Here is a 13673-nt window from a genome sequence, read left to right as displayed (position 1 = left end):
CCGCATACGGGAAATCAATCGGGATATCGAATGGACACTGCCCTTCCCCTGCCCGAGCGCGATCCCGGCGCGCAGCGCGACGTGGGTGCCGTCATCCACGCCATCCGCATCCTGCAGCACCTGGCGGGGGCGACGGGCCCGCTCGGCGTGGCGGCGGTGGCGCGCGGCACGGGCATCAGCCCCAGCACCTGCTTCAACATCCTGCGCACCCTGACGCGGGCGCGCTTCGTCGCCTTCCGCGACAGCGACAAGACCTACACGCTGGGCCTGGCCGTGGCCGAGCTGGCCGCCGGGCTGATCGGCGTCAGCCATGCCGAGCTGATCCGCCCCGAGCTGGAGCGGCTGGCGCTGAACTACGACATGCTGATCGTGCTGTGGCGCGTCACCGAGGACGGCCACATCGTGCTGATCGACCGCGCGCACAGCCACACCGCTGTGCGCGTCGAGATGCGCGTGGGGCTGCGGCTGCCGATGCTGGTGGGCGCGGTGGGGCGCTGCGTCGCCGCCGCGCTGGACCTGCCGGCCGACGAGCTGCGCCGCCGCTTCGCGACGCTCCGCTGGCAATCCCCGCCCAGCTTCGAGGCCTACCTGGCCGATGTCGCCCTCGCCCGGCAGCAGGGCTGGAGCCTCGACCAGAACAACCTCTACCGTGGCCTGATCACCGTGGCCGCCCTGGTGCGGGACCGCAACGGCCAGCCGCGCTTCGGCATCAGCGGCATCACCATCTCCGGGCAGTATGCGCCCGAGACCTTCTCGCGCCTCGGGGAGGAGCTGCGGGAGGTGGCGGCCTTCACCGGGAAGGCCCTGTTCCCCCTGGGCCACGGCATCCCGGATCAGGAATAGCATTTTCCATTCGGAACAGGCGCTTTGCGCATGACAGGCGCGCGCGCATCGGCTCAACTCCTTCGCCAAAAGCGGCGCCCGGCAAGGGCGCCGCAGGGAGGAGGAGAACACCATGAAGGTCCTGCACCGCCGCGCGCTGCTGCGCGGCACCAGCGGAGGGCTGGGCATCGCCCTGGCCGGTGGGCTGCTGCCCGGCCTGCCCCGCGCCCGGGCGCAGGAGGGCTGGCGGCCGAGCCAGACCGTGCGCGTCATCGTCCCCGCCGCCGCCGGCGGCACCACCGACATCATGGGCCGGCTGCTGGCCAACCACCTGACCCAGCACTGGGGCCAGGCGGCGGTGGTGGAGAACAAGTCCGGTGCCGGCGGCACCATCGGCACCGCCGAGGTGGTCCGCGCCAAGCCGGACGGGCACACCATCCTGCTGGGCAATATCGGGCCGCAGGCCATCGCCCACTCGCTGTTCCGCAACCTGCCCTACCGGGCCGACCAGCTCATCCCCGTCTCCAACATGATCCAGGGGCCGAACGTGCTGGTGGTGCACCCGTCCCTGCCGGTGGAGACGGCGAAGGACTTCATCGCCTATATCCGCGCCAACCCGGGCAAGCTGAGCTATGGCACGCCGGGGCTGGGGCAGTCGCCGCATCTCTCGGCGGTGTGGTTCAGCCAGCTCACCGGCACGCGCGCCACGGCGGTGCATTACCGCGGTGCCGGCCCGTCGATGATGGGGCTGGTGGCCGGCGAGGTGCAGTTCAGCTTCGACAACCTGACCAGCGCCATGGTGCAGGTGCGCGAGGGCCGGGTGCGGGCTTTGGGCGTGAGCAGCGCCGAGCGCAACCCGCAGCTGCCCGACCTGCCGGCGATGCGGGAGGTGGCGCCGGAGCTGGCCAATTACGAGGTGAACACCTGGTTCGGCGCCTTCTACCCGGCCGGCACGCCGGAGGCGGTGGTCGGCGCGCTGAACGCGCAGATCAAGGCGCTGCTGGAACTGCCGGAGACGAAGAAGCGCTTCGCGGAGATGGGCGGCGTCTCCGCCTATGGCACGCCGGCGCAGTATGCCGCCTTCGTCCGGGCCGAGACGGAGAAATGGGGCGAGGTGCTGAAGCGCGAAGGGCTTCAGCTCGACGCCGGCTGAGGCGGGGGCCGCGAGAGGAAAAGGTGGCCCGGCGCGGCAGCCGGGCCACCGCGCCTCCAACGGGCCTCAGTAGCTGCGCGGCATGCCGAGCACATGCTCGCCCAGGTAGGAGAGGATCAGGTTGGTGCTGATCGGCGCCACCTGGTACAGCCGCGTCTCGCGGAACTTGCGCTCCACGTCGTATTCCTCGGCGAAGCCGAAGCCGCCATGCGTCTGCACGCAGGCCTCGCCCGCCGCCCAGCTCGCCTCGGCCGCCAGCATCTTGCCCATGTTGGCCTCCTCGCCCGGGTTCACCCCGGCCTCGAACTTGGCCAGCCCCTTGTGCACGATGGCCTCCGCCGCCCGCATCTGCGCATAGGCCCGCGCGATGGGGAACTGCACCCCCTGGTTCTGCCCGATCGGCCGGTTGAACAGCACGCGCTCCTTCGAGTAGGCCACGGCCTTCTCGATGAACCACTTGGCATCGCCGATGCACTCGCTGGCGATCAGCAGCCGCTCGGCGTTCATCCCGTCCAGGATGTAGCGGAAGCCGCGCCCTTCCTCGCCCACCAGGTTCTCGGCGGGCACTTCCATGTTGTCGAAGAAGACCTCGCAGGAATTGTGGTTCATCATCGTGCGGATGGGGCGGATGGTCAGCCCCTTGCCCAGCACGGTGCGCATGTCGACGATGAAGGTGGAGAGCCCTTCGGTCTTCTTCGCCACCTGGTCGCGCGGCGTGGTGCGCGCCAGCAGCAGCATCAGGTCCGAATGCTCGGCGCGGCTGGTCCAGATCTTCTGGCCGTTGACGATGTACCGGTCGCCCTCCTTCTTCGCGAAGGTGCGCAGGCTGGTGGTGTCCGTGCCGCTGGTGGGCTCGGTCACGCCGAAGGCCTGCAGGCGCAGCTCGCCGCTGGCGATCTTGGGCAGGTATTCCTGCTTCTGCGCCTCGCTTCCATGCCGCAGGATGGTGCCCATGATGTACATCTGCGCGTGGCAGGCGGCGCCGTTGCAGCCCTGGCGCTGCACCTCCTCCAGGATCGCCGCCGCCGCGCCGAGGCCGAGCCCCGCGCCGCCATACTCCTCGGGGATCAGCGCGGCGAGGTAGCCGGCCTCGGTCAGCGCCTGCACGAACTCGGTGGGGTAGCCCCGCACCTCGTCCAGCTTGCGCCAGTACTCGCCGGGGAAGCGGGCGCAGAGCTTGGCCACCTCCTCGCGGATCTCGGCATGCGGGTCGTTCGGCGTGGTCTGCAGCATGGTCGTCCTTCAGGCCGCCTCGGCCGGGCTGCGCAACAGGGAGGAGATGTCGTTCAGGCGGTCCATGCGCCCGATCGTCTCGGCCAGCGCCGCGGCGCGCTCGGGGCCCAGCACGGCATCGGCGAGGCCGCTGAACTTGGCGCGCAGCTCGGCCTCGGTCAGGAAGTTGTCCGGCTCGCCCTTCGGCACGATCACGGTGCGGACGAAATCCTGACCGCGCGCGCGCACCGTCAGCTTGCCGGACATGTTGGCCGGGAACTCGGCCTCGATCTCCGGGTCGTTCTCGCAGCGCACGCGCTGCATCATGGCGCGGATCCCGTCATCCTTCAGCAGCGCGTAGCTGTCCCAGCCCATCTGCCCGGTGGACAGCGCCGTGGCGATGACGAAGGGGCCGCTGAACTGGCCATCGACGATGTTCTGCGGGTTGGCCTTGCGCTCGGCCGGCTCGCCCACGAGCAGCATGCCGGCGCGGGAGATGCCGAGCGTCACGGCCTCGATCTCCTCGGCCTTGAAGCCATGCTCGGCGCGCAGCGCCAGCGCGGCGTCGATGCCCGCATGGCCCCAGCGGCAGGAGGGATAGGGCTTCACCCCCGTCGCCATCAGCTCCCAGACCTGCCCGAGATCCTGGCAGACGCGCTCGGGCTTCGGCTCCGGCGCATAGGCGCGCAGGAAGCCCTGCTTGCCTTCAATGGCCTCCGCGGCGCCCTTGAAGCCCTCCCGCGCCAGCGTCGCGGCGGCGAGGCCGGACATGCCCGCCCACCCCACCTGGAAGCGCTTGGTCCAGGCACCGTTGGCCAGGAATTGCAGGCTGCCCGCGCACTGGCTGAGGGCGATGCCGAGCGCCGATTCCATCCGCGCCGCATCCAGCCCGAAGACCCGCGCGGCGGCGGCGGCGGCCCCGAAGGCGCCGCAGGTGGCGGAAGGGTGGAAGCCGCGGTCGTAATGCGCGCCGGCCGGCAGGGCCAGCGCCAGCCGCAGCGCCACCTCGTAGCCGGCGACGATGCCGGCCAATACCTCGGCTCCCGAGGCACCCACCATCTCGCCCGCCGTGATGGCGGCCGGGATCACCGGCGCGCCGGGATGCACCACGGCCACCGCATGGGTGTCGTCGAAATCGAGCGAGTGGGCGAGGGTGGCATTGATCAGCACGGCGCCGGCCGGGCTGTAGGTGGAATCATCAGCGAAGACGCGGCTCTCGCCCTTGTCCAGCCCCAGCGCCTTCACCGCCGCCAGCAGCGCGGGCGTGCTCTCCGCCTCGCCCCGCGCGCGGACGATGTTGCCGACGAGGTCGAGCACCAGGGCCTGGGCCCGGGCCATCACCTCCGGCGGCAGCGCCTCCGGCCGCAGCCCGGCGGCGAAGGCGGAAATCTCCTGCGTGATACCCATGCCCGGCATATCCTTCCCCTGGTGCCGGGGGCGCGCGGCCCCCGGCTCTTTCCTTGGCTCAGTCTAGCTCAGACCGGGTCCCAGGCGAACACGTCGGCGCTGCGGTCGAGCGGCATGAACTGCGCCTTGAGCGCGGGCAGCGCGTGCTCGGCGATCAGCTCCGGCGTCCAGCCTTCCGAGCGGTGCGCGCTGCGCACCGGGCGCGGCTGGTTGAACAGGAAGAGCTCGTTGTTGCGCGCGGCGAAGATCTGCCCCGTCACGTCCTTGGCGGCGTCGCTGGCGAGGAACACGGCGAGCGGCGCGTTCTTCTCCGGCGTCATGCGCTTCAGCTTCTCGACCCGCGCCTTCTGCTCCGGCGTCTCGGCCGGGATGGAGCTGGTCATGCGGCTCCAGGCGAAGGGGGCGATGCAGTTGGAGCGCACACCGAAGCGCTGCATGTCGAGCGCGATGGACTTCGACAGCGCGGCGATGCCGAGCTTGGCCGCCGAGTAGTTGGCCTGGCCGAAATTGCCGATCAGTCCGGAGGTCGAGGTCATGTGCACATAGGCGCCCGAGCCCTGGGCGCGGAAATGCTCCGCCGCGGCGCGGGAGACGAAGAAGCTGCCGTTCAGGTGAACATTGATGACGGCCAGCCACTCCTCCGGCGAGGTCTTGTGGAAGATCTGGTCGCGCAGGATGCCGGCATTGTTGACGACGATATCCACCTTGCCGAAGGCGTCCACCGCGGTCTTGACGATGCGCTTGGCGCTCTCCCAGTCGGAGACGCTGTCGGTGTTCACCACCGCCTGGCCGCCGCGCTGCTCGATGATCGCCTGGGTCTGCTGGCCGGGCGTGGCCGAAGTCTCGCCCTCGCCGGTGAGCGAGGCGCCGATGTCGTTCACCACCACCTTGGCGCCGGCCAGCGCCATGGCCAGCGCGATCTCGCGCCCGATGCCGCCACCGGCGCCCGTGACGATCGCGACCTTGCCTTCAAGCATCATGCGTTTGCTTCCTTGTCCGTCATGGGCCGGGGAGCCGTGCCCCCCGGCATTCTCGTTCAGGCCATTCCTGCTCAGGCGGGCGTGAACATCGGCACGGGGTAGCCATCGCCCTCGGTGGGCTGGAACTTCAGCGTGACGGGCTGGCCGATGCGGATGGCGGCGAAGTCGGCGCCGATGATGTTGGTCATCATGCGCGGGCCTTCCTCCAGCTCCACATAGGCGATGGCGTAGGGCACCTTCGCGCGCATGATGCTGAAGCTGTAGATGGTGCCGCGGCCGCTGGCCTCCACCATCTCCACCTCGCCCTCGTCGTCGAAGGGGCAGATGGGGCGCGGCGGGTAGTGCGTCTTGCCGGTCTTGCTGTTGCGGCCGATCAGCAGCTTGCCCTCGCGCGCGGCGTCCCAGAAGCGCTGGGTGGAGGGATCGGGCGTGGGCGAGGGAGGGATACGGTCGGTCATGCTCACAGCCTCTCCAGCACCAGGGTCGCGCTGCCATGGCGGGTGCCGAGCGAGCCGCCCGTGCCATGCGCCAGCGCCAGGTCGCAATTCTTCACCTGCACGGCGGGGTGCGCCTCGCCGCGCAGCTGCCGCACCGCCTCGATCACCTTGGTGATGCCGCCGCGGTTGGCCGGATGGTTGTTGCAGAGCCCGCCGCCATCCGTGTTGAAGGGCAGGCGGCCGACGCCGGAGATCAGGTTGCCGTCGGACACGAACTTGCCGCCCTGGCCCTTCTCGCAGAAGCCGAGGTCTTCCAGCTGCATCAGCACCGTGATGGTGAAGCTGTCATAGATGCTGGCGTACTTCATGTCGGCAGGCTTCACCCCCGCCATCTCGAAGGCGCGCGCCCCGGCGTAGCGGGCGCCGGTGTAGCTCAGGTCGATGCGCCCGCCATCGACATGCTTGATCGCCTCGCCGGCGCCGCGGATGGAGACGAGGGGGCGCTTCAGCGTGCGGGCGATCTCGGGGCTGGTCACCACCAGCGCGCCGCCGCCATCGCTGATGACGCAGCAATCGAGCCGGTGCAGCGGGTCCGCCACCAGCGGCGAGTTCACCACGTCCTCGACGGTGACCACCTTGCGCAGCATGGCATGCTCGTTGTGCTGCGCGTGGTGGCTGGCGGCGACCTTGATCCAGGCCAGCTGCTCCGAGGTGGTGCCGTACTCGTGCATGTGGCGCTGCGCGCACATCGCGTACATGTTCGCGATCGCCGGGCCGAAGGGGTACTCGAACTGCACGTCCGGCTGGCGCGGGTCGCCCGGGCGCGGCGCGGTGCCGGTGGCGACGCCTTCCGAGCGCGGCCGGCCGGCAAGGGTGATCAGTGCCACCTTGCACTTGCCCATGGCGATGGCCTCGGCCGCGTGCGCCACATGCACCAGGTAGGAGCAGCCGCCGACATCGGTGGAATCGTAGTGCGTCAGTCGGTTCAGGCCCAGATAGTCGGCCATGCTCAGCGGGCCCATGCCGGGCGCGTCGCCGGCGCAGAAATAGCCGTCCACGTCGGCGCGCGTCAGCCCCGCGTCGCGCAGCGCGCCCAGCGCCACCTCGGCGTGCAGCTGCGCCACGCTCTTGTCCTCGGCCTTGCGTGTCGGGTGCTCATAGGCGCCCACGATGCAGGCCTTGCCTCGGATGCTCACCGGCTCTTCCTTCTGCCGTTGCGGAAATTACTGGACACTGATGTTGCCCGCCTTCGCCACTTCGGCCCAGCGGGTGATCTCCTGCGCGATGAAGGCGGCGAAGGCCTCGGGCGTGGTGCCGCCCTGCGGCGTCAGCCCCGGCGGCTGGGCGGCGAAGGCGCCGATGCGCTCGGCCCAGTCCGGCGTGCGCACCACCGCGTCCATGGCCGCGCCGAGCTTCTCGATGACCGGCGCGGGCGTCGCCGCCGGCGCCTGCACGCCGAACCAGGCCGTGGCGTCGAAATCGGCGAGGCCGCACTCGATCAGTGTCGGCACCTCGGGCAGCAGCGCCACGCGCTCGCGGCTGGTCACCGCCAGCGCCCGGATCTGCCCCTCCCGCACGAAGTTCAGCGCGGAGGGGATGTTGTCCATCGCCGTCTGGATGCGGCCCGCCACCAGCTCGGTCAGCATCGGGCCGGAGCCGCGATAGGGGACATGGGTGATGTCGATACCCGTGCGCGCCTTCACCAGCTCCATGCAGGCATGCGGGCTGCCGCCGATGCCGGAGGTGCCGTAGTTGAGCCGCCCCGGCGCCTTGCGCGCCGCCTCGAGCAGCGCATCGAAGCTGGCGATGCCGGACTCCCTCGAGGCCAGCACGAGGTTCGGCACCCGCACCGCCAGCCCGACCGCCGCGAGGTCCTGCGGCTTGTAGGGCATGGTGGCGCCATAGGCGGCGTAGTTGATCGCCGCCGTGCCGATCGAGCACATCACCAGCGTGTAACCGTCGGGCGCCGATTTCGCGACCGCGTCGGCGCCGATATTGCCGCCGGCGCCGCCACGGTTCTCCACCACCACGGGCTGGCCGAGGCGCGCCGAGAGGCGCTCCGCCAGCAGCCGCCCCATCAGGTCGGTGGTGCCGCCGGGGGGGAAGGGAATGATCAGGCGGATGGGCCGCGCGGGCCAGGCTTCCGCCGCCGCGCGCGCCGTGGCGGGCAGCAGCGCCGCCGCCGCCGCCAGCCCCAGGGCCTGCCGTCTGTTCCAGTTGCTCATGCCGCTTCCTCCTCCTGCCGGGGCCGCCTTGTCGCCGGCGGCCTCCCATGGGCTCAGCCTGGCAGCTCCAGCACCGCCTTGGCCAGGATGCCGCGCTGGATCTCGGAGCTGCCGCCATAGATCGTGGTCGGCCGCGCCTCGATGAACTGGCCCGAGGGGTGCAGGTCGCGGTTGCCCTCCATCGGCTTCAGCAGACCGGCATTCTCGCCGCCGATCTCCAGCATCAGCTCAGTGATGCGCTGGAACAGGTCGGACTGGTGCAGCTTCAGCATGGAGACATCGGCGCCGAGCGGCTCGCCCCGCCGCAGCACGGCGACGAAGGTCTCGTAGAGCGCCTTGTGGTCCTCCAGGTCGCAGCGCAGCTTCGTGTAGCGCTCCTGGAACTCCGGCTCGTCATACACCCCCATCCGCTCGGCCAGCATGCGCAGCCGGGAGAGCGCGTAGGCGGATTGCCGCGGCGAGCCGAGGAAGATGCGCTCGAAGCCGAGCAGGGCCTTGGCCATGCTCCAGCCCTTGTTCGGCTCGCCCACGAGGTTCTCGCGCGGCACCCGGACGTTGTCGAAGAACACCTCGCAGAACTCGTCATGCAGGCCGAGATTGATGATCGGCCGCACCGTCACGCCGGGGCTCTTCATGTCGATCAGCAGGAAGGAGATGCCCTCCTGCTTCTTGCCGCTCTTGTCGGTGCGGACGAGGCAGAAGATCCAGTTGGCGTCGGTCGCCAGCGTGGTCCAGATCTTCTGGCCGTTGACGACGTAGTGGTCGCCCTCCAGCACCGCCTCAGTGCGCAGCGAGGCGAGGTCGGAGCCGGCGCCGGGCTCGGAATAGCCCTGGCACCAGATGTCCTCGCCGGCCAGGATGCGCGGCAGGAAGCGGGCGCGCTGCGCCTCGGTGCCGAAGCGGATCAGCAACGGGCCGAGCATGATCACGCCATGGTCGGGCAGCCGCGCCACGCCGTAGCGCTCGTATTCCTCGATCAGGATGATCTGCTTCGAGGCGTCGAGCCCCATGCCGCCGAGCTCCTGCGGCCAGCCCGGCGCCACCCAGCCCTTCCGCTGCACGATGCGGAACCACTCCTCCCCCTCCTGCCAGTGCAGGCGGTGCGGCGGGTTGCGCAGATGGGCGGGGTATTCGCTCTCGACGAAGCGGCGCACCTCGGCGCGGAAATCCTCGTCGGTCATCGCGTTGTAGTCGGTCATGCCTCGACCTCCGGCTGGGCGGCGGCGAACCGGCGGCGGTGCAGCGCGGCCGTGCCGAACTGGTTGGCCAGCACCATCGCGCGCCGCAGGTAGAGGCCGATATCGGCCTCATCGGTGTAGCCGATGCCGCCATGCAGCTGGATCGCCTGACGCGTCACCAGCAGCGCGGCATCGGCGGCGCGCGCCTTGGCGCGGGCGATGGCGGCGCGGCGCTGGGCGGCCGGCGCATCGGCGCGGTCGCACAGCATGGCCGCGGATTCCACGCTGGCGCGGCCGAGGGCGATCTGCACCTTCAGGTCCGCCGCGCGGTGCTGCAGCGCCTGGAAGCTGCCGATCGGCTTGCCGAATTGCTGGCGGGTGCGGAGATAGTCCAGCGTCATGGCGAAGGCCTGGTCCATCACGCCGAGCAGCAGCGCGGCGGTGCCGAGCGCGGCCTCCTCCAGCGCCGCCTCCATCTGCGCGGCGGAGAGGGTGCCGACCGTCTCGCCGCCCCGGGGCCGCAGCGTGCCGAAGCTGCCGCCATCCTGCGTCGGCTCCAGCGCGAGATCGGCGCCCTCCGCCGGCTGCAGAATCAGAGAAAAACCCTCGCCCTGGCGCAGCGGCACCAGGAAGGATTGCGCGCCATCCGCCATGGGCAGGAACAGGCGCGGCGCCTCCGGCGTGCCGGGCACGTCGAAGCTGCCGGCGCGTTCCTGCCAGGCGGTCAGCACCAGCGCCTCGCCGGCCACCAGGCGCTCCAGCGGCCCGGTGGCGCCAGCCTCGGCCAGCAGCCGGGCGGAGAGCGCGCCATGCACCAGCGGCTCCGGCGCCAGCGCCGCGCCCAGTTCCTCGGCCAGCGCGCAGAAGGCGCCCATGCCGAGGCCGGCGCCGCCCTGCTCCTCCGGCACGCGCAGGCCGATCCAGCCCTGCTCGCCCATCTGCCGCCACACGGCCGGGTCGAAGCCGGGGGACTGGAAGCGCAGCGCGCGGATGCGCTTGCGGTCGCCACCGCGCGGCGCGATGCCCGCCGCGCTGTCGCGGATCATGCGGATGGCGTCGTCGCGCTCATCCTCGAGCATCGCGCTCATGCCAGCACCGCCAGGCCGTTGTTCACCACCACCACATCGCGCTCCACCACGCGGGCGCGGAAGGCGCCGCCCCGCCACATCTCCACCCGGATGGTCTCGCCGGGATAGACCGGCGCGGAGAAGCGCAGCGAGAGGCCCTTCAGCGCCTCGGCGCGGTAGCCGCACAGCTCGCGCAGGATCGCGTGCGTCACCACGCCCAGCGTGCACAGCCCGTGCAGGATGGGGCGCGGGAAGCCGGCGCGGGAGGCCACCTCGGGGTCGGTGTGCAGCGGGTTGTCGTCGCCGTTCAGGCGGTAATAGAAGGCCTGCTCGGGCCGCGTCGGCAGGTCGAGCACGATGTCGGGCGCGCCCTCCGGCATCGGGTTGGGCGGGATGACGGGGCCGGAGGGGCCGCCGAAGCCGCCATCGGCGCGCAGGAAGGTGGTGCTGCCGGTCACCGCCAGCAGCTCGCCCGTGGCGGCGTCGGTGATCTCCTTCTCGGAGTAGAGCAGCGCGCCCTTGCCCTCGCCCTTGTCGACGATGCCGGTGACGCGGGTGCGGCCGATCACCTCGCCCTCGGCCGGCAGCGGCCGGTGCAGGGTGATGCGCTGCTCGCCATGCACCAGCCGCACCGCGTCCACCCCCGTCTCCGGGTTGCCCAGCCAGAAGCCGGGGTGGCCCAGCACCACCGCCATGGCCGGCATCACCACCGGGCCCTTCTGGGTGGTGATGTAGGGGAGCTGGCGGGTGTCCATCGGGTCCTGCCCCATGCCGACGGACAGGGCGTAGAACACCGCATCCTGCGCGCGGACGCGCTGGCGCACCTCGGGGATGGGGAAGTTCAGCAGCTTCTCGTAGTCGATCACGCGTCATTCTCCGCGATGTCGATCACCGCGTCGGCGGCGAAGGCGCCCTGCCCCGCGGGCATGGCGAAGACGGGGTTGAGGTCGATGCCCGAGAGGCGCGGCCCGGCCTGATGGGCGAAGACGGAAAGGCGCGAGAGCATCCGCGCCAGCGCCGGGATGTCGGCCGGCGGGCGGCCGCGCGCGCCCAGCAGCAGCGGCGCGCCCTTGATCGAGCGGATCATCCGCTCCGCCTCCGCCTCGCCGAAGGGGCAGCGGCGGAAGGAGACGTCCTTCAGGATCTCGACGAAGATGCCGCCCAGCCCGAACATCGCCACCGGCCCGAAGACCGGGTCGCGGTGCACGCCGAGGATGCACTCGACGCCGCCCGAGAGCTGCTTCGCCACCAGCACGCCCTCGATGCGCGCATCCGGCGCCGCCTTCGCCGCCCGCTGCATCAGCAGGGCGAAGCCTTCGCGCACCGCCGCCGCATCGGCCACGTTCAGCAGCACGCCGCCGATCTCCGATTTGTGCAGGATGTCGGGCGACAGGATCTTGAGCACCACGGGGAAGCCGATGGCCTCGGCCGCCGCCACGGCGCTCTCCACCTCGGCGCAGGCGCGCTCCGGCGCCGCCTCGATGCCGGCCCGGCCCAGGATGCGCTTGGCCTCGGCCTCGCTCGGCGTGCTGGCGGGCAGCGCCACGGCGGCCCCGGCGACAGGGGTTTCGCGCGGCGGCACGGCGAAGGCATCCCCGAAGCGGCCCATGGCGTGGATCGCCACCACCGCGCGCGAGGGGTCCTCGAAGACGGTGAAGCCATCCGCCTCGAACTGTTCCACCAGATGGGGGTCGGCCAGCACGGAGAGGACGAACAACCGGTCGGGGTGCGCGTCGCGCACCGCCTTCAGCTCGGCGCGCAGGCGCGGCGCCACGGAGGCGGCGCCGCCCGCATGGGTGAAGAAGGCGAGGATGGACTGGTAGCCGCCATCCTGCACCAGCGCGTCGGCGAAGCGGCCCACCAGGGAGAGGTCGTTCAGCGCCTGGGCGGTGCAGTCCACCGGGTTCTGCGGCGCGCAGAAGGGCAGCGCCTCGCGCAGCGCCGCCTGCGCCGCCTCCGGCATCTCCGGCATGGGCAGGCCGATGGCATCCGCCGCGTCCGAGATCAGCACGCCGGCGCCGCCGCTGATGGTCAGCACGCCCAGCGAATTGCCGGCCGGGTAGACGCGCCGCGTGGCCAGGCGGGCGATGTCCAGCATCTCCTCCGTCGTGCGGGCGCGCACCACGCCGTATTCGGCGAGCACCGCATCCGTCACCGCGTCGTCGCCGGCGATGGAGGCGGTGTGGGAGCGCGCGGCGGCGCTGCCCACGGCGCTGCGGCCCACCTTCATCATCACCACCGGCTTGCGGTTGCGCCGCGCCAGCTCCAGCGCGGCGAGGAAGCTCTCCGCGTCGCGGATGCCCTCGGCATAGGCGGCGATCACCTCGGTGCCGGGGTCCTGCGCCATCCAGCCGATCATGTGGCCGATGTTGAGGTCCGCCTCATTGCCGGTGGTCACCACGCAGGAAAGGCCGAGCCGGTGGTCGCGCGCCAGGCCGAACAGGTGCATGCCATAGGCGCCGGACTGGCTGGCGATGCCGATGGGGCCCGGCACCGGCGGGCCGCGCTCCAGGCTGGTGGTGAAGGTGCCGAAGAAGCCGCTGCGGACGTTGAACAGGCCCAGGCAGTTAGGGCCGAGCAGGCGCATGCCGTGGCGGCGGGCGCTGGCCAGCATGGCCTCCTGCGCCGCCACCCCCTCCCCGCCCATCTCGGCGAAGCCGGCGCTGAACATGATGGCGGCCTTGGTGCCGCGCTCCGCCAGCTGCGCCACCGCCTGCGCCGCCGCGCTGGCCGGCACGGCGATGATGGCGACATCCGGCGTCTCCGGCAGGGCGGCGACGCTCTCATAGGCCGTCAGCCCCTGCACCACCTTGCGCTTCGGGTTCACCGGCAGGATGCGCCCCTGGAAGCCCAGCCGCGTCATGTAGTCGATCGGCCGGCCGCCGATGCGCGCCGCCTCGTCGGAGGCGCCGATGACCGCCACCGTGCGCGGGTCCAGCAGCGCCGAGAGCGTCTCCATGGGCAGAACCTGGCCCGGTGGCGTGGCGGTGGTGTCCGGCAATGGCGTCGTTCCCTTCTGACGGAGGCTTTTCCCACGGGAGCCGGAGGGCGCTCCGCCCGGCTGCCGGCGGCCCTGCTGGCCGCGGCGGCGCGGGGCATTCCGCCACCTTCGCCCGTTTCCTTCCCCGTTCTTTCCATGGCCTTTCCGGCCTGCGCGGGAGGCTAGACCCCTCCGCCGATGCATTCAATATG

Annotated in this window: 12 protein-coding genes; 2 read left to right on the top strand and 10 right to left on the bottom strand. The window is 71.3% G+C overall.

Going from position 1 to position 13673, the window contains the following annotated elements:
• Window positions 1-30 precede the first annotated feature (30 nt).
• Window positions 31-843 carry an IclR family transcriptional regulator gene (locus ACFOY6_RS11135; RefSeq protein ID WP_109515531.1) on the top strand — a complete coding sequence of 271 codons (813 nt, stop codon included), beginning with the start codon at window positions 31-33 and terminating at the stop codon, window positions 841-843.
• Window positions 844-955: 112 nt separating this feature from the next.
• Complete coding sequence (locus tag ACFOY6_RS11130) at window positions 956-1975, top strand: Bug family tripartite tricarboxylate transporter substrate binding protein (protein WP_109515532.1); 1020 nt, start codon at window positions 956-958, stop codon at window positions 1973-1975.
• Window positions 1976-2041: 66 nt separating this feature from the next.
• Here ACFOY6_RS11130 and ACFOY6_RS11125 read toward each other — a convergent pair whose 3' ends face one another.
• The 10 genes from ACFOY6_RS11125 to ACFOY6_RS11080 all read right to left on the bottom strand — a co-directional run bounded on the left by ACFOY6_RS11125 (window position 2042) and on the right by ACFOY6_RS11080 (window position 13482).
• The gene (locus ACFOY6_RS11125) at window positions 2042-3208 is read right to left on the bottom strand and encodes an acyl-CoA dehydrogenase family protein (RefSeq protein WP_109515533.1); all 1167 of its coding nucleotides are present in this window, start codon (window positions 3206-3208) and stop codon (window positions 2042-2044) included.
• A gap of 9 nt (window positions 3209-3217) precedes the next feature.
• On the bottom strand, window positions 3218-4594 hold the full coding sequence (locus ACFOY6_RS11120; RefSeq protein WP_379632212.1) for an MmgE/PrpD family protein: 1377 nt from the start codon (window positions 4592-4594) through the stop codon (window positions 3218-3220).
• A 68-nt stretch (window positions 4595-4662) separates the two neighbouring features.
• Window positions 4663-5574 carry an SDR family oxidoreductase gene (locus tag ACFOY6_RS11115; protein WP_109515535.1) on the bottom strand — a complete coding sequence of 304 codons (912 nt, stop codon included), beginning with the start codon at window positions 5572-5574 and terminating at the stop codon, window positions 4663-4665.
• A 71-nt stretch (window positions 5575-5645) separates the two neighbouring features.
• Window positions 5646-6032, bottom strand: a complete 387-nt coding sequence (locus ACFOY6_RS11110) for a Zn-ribbon domain-containing OB-fold protein (protein ID WP_109515536.1) — start codon at window positions 6030-6032, stop codon at window positions 5646-5648.
• Between the two features lie 2 nt (window positions 6033-6034).
• On the bottom strand, window positions 6035-7207 hold the full coding sequence (locus ACFOY6_RS11105) for a thiolase domain-containing protein (RefSeq protein WP_379650719.1): 1173 nt from the start codon (window positions 7205-7207) through the stop codon (window positions 6035-6037).
• Between the two features lie 27 nt (window positions 7208-7234).
• Window positions 7235-8236, bottom strand: a complete 1002-nt coding sequence (locus ACFOY6_RS11100) for a Bug family tripartite tricarboxylate transporter substrate binding protein (protein WP_379650717.1) — start codon at window positions 8234-8236, stop codon at window positions 7235-7237.
• Window positions 8237-8289: 53 nt separating this feature from the next.
• Window positions 8290-9435, bottom strand: a complete 1146-nt coding sequence (locus ACFOY6_RS11095) for an acyl-CoA dehydrogenase family protein (protein WP_379650714.1) — start codon at window positions 9433-9435, stop codon at window positions 8290-8292.
• The gene (locus ACFOY6_RS11090; protein ID WP_379632197.1) at window positions 9432-10502 is read right to left on the bottom strand and encodes an acyl-CoA dehydrogenase family protein; all 1071 of its coding nucleotides are present in this window, start codon (window positions 10500-10502) and stop codon (window positions 9432-9434) included. The genes ACFOY6_RS11095 and ACFOY6_RS11090 overlap by 4 nt, the downstream gene beginning before the upstream one ends.
• Window positions 10499-11347 (bottom strand): MaoC/PaaZ C-terminal domain-containing protein, encoded by an 849-nt coding sequence (locus tag ACFOY6_RS11085; protein ID WP_109515541.1) that lies wholly within the window; start codon window positions 11345-11347, stop codon window positions 10499-10501. Before ACFOY6_RS11085 ends, ACFOY6_RS11090 begins: the two co-directional genes overlap by 4 nt.
• Window positions 11344-13482 (bottom strand): acetate--CoA ligase family protein, encoded by a 2139-nt coding sequence (locus tag ACFOY6_RS11080; protein ID WP_379650712.1) that lies wholly within the window; start codon window positions 13480-13482, stop codon window positions 11344-11346. The genes ACFOY6_RS11085 and ACFOY6_RS11080 overlap by 4 nt, the downstream gene beginning before the upstream one ends.
• Window positions 13483-13673: the final 191 nt, after the last annotated feature.

Origin of the sequence: Teichococcus aestuarii, from assembly GCF_042651065.1 — a bacterium.
Taxonomy (GTDB): Bacteria; Pseudomonadota; Alphaproteobacteria; order Acetobacterales; family Acetobacteraceae; genus Pseudoroseomonas; species Pseudoroseomonas aestuarii.
This window is presented reverse-complemented; position numbering and strand designations above follow the sequence as displayed.

Excerpts from the sequence above, each read along its gene's own strand:
- ACFOY6_RS11110 (WP_109515536.1), bottom strand. The coding sequence starts at position 6,032 with ATGACCGACCGTATCCCTCCCTCGCCCACGCCCGATCCCTCCACCCAG.
- ACFOY6_RS11090 (WP_379632197.1), bottom strand. The coding sequence starts at position 10,502 with ATGAGCGCGATGCTCGAGGATGAGCGCGACGACGCCATCCGCATGATC.
- ACFOY6_RS11095 (WP_379650714.1), bottom strand. The coding sequence starts at position 9,435 with ATGACCGACTACAACGCGATGACCGACGAGGATTTCCGCGCCGAGGTG.
- ACFOY6_RS11115 (WP_109515535.1), bottom strand. The coding sequence starts at position 5,574 with ATGATGCTTGAAGGCAAGGTCGCGATCGTCACGGGCGCCGGTGGCGGC.
- ACFOY6_RS11135 (WP_109515531.1), top strand. The coding sequence starts at position 31 with ATGGACACTGCCCTTCCCCTGCCCGAGCGCGATCCCGGCGCGCAGCGC.
- ACFOY6_RS11130 (WP_109515532.1), top strand. The coding sequence starts at position 956 with ATGAAGGTCCTGCACCGCCGCGCGCTGCTGCGCGGCACCAGCGGAGGG.
- ACFOY6_RS11120 (WP_379632212.1), bottom strand. The coding sequence starts at position 4,594 with ATGGGTATCACGCAGGAGATTTCCGCCTTCGCCGCCGGGCTGCGGCCG.
- ACFOY6_RS11125 (WP_109515533.1), bottom strand. The coding sequence starts at position 3,208 with ATGCTGCAGACCACGCCGAACGACCCGCATGCCGAGATCCGCGAGGAG.
- ACFOY6_RS11100 (WP_379650717.1), bottom strand. The coding sequence starts at position 8,236 with ATGAGCAACTGGAACAGACGGCAGGCCCTGGGGCTGGCGGCGGCGGCG.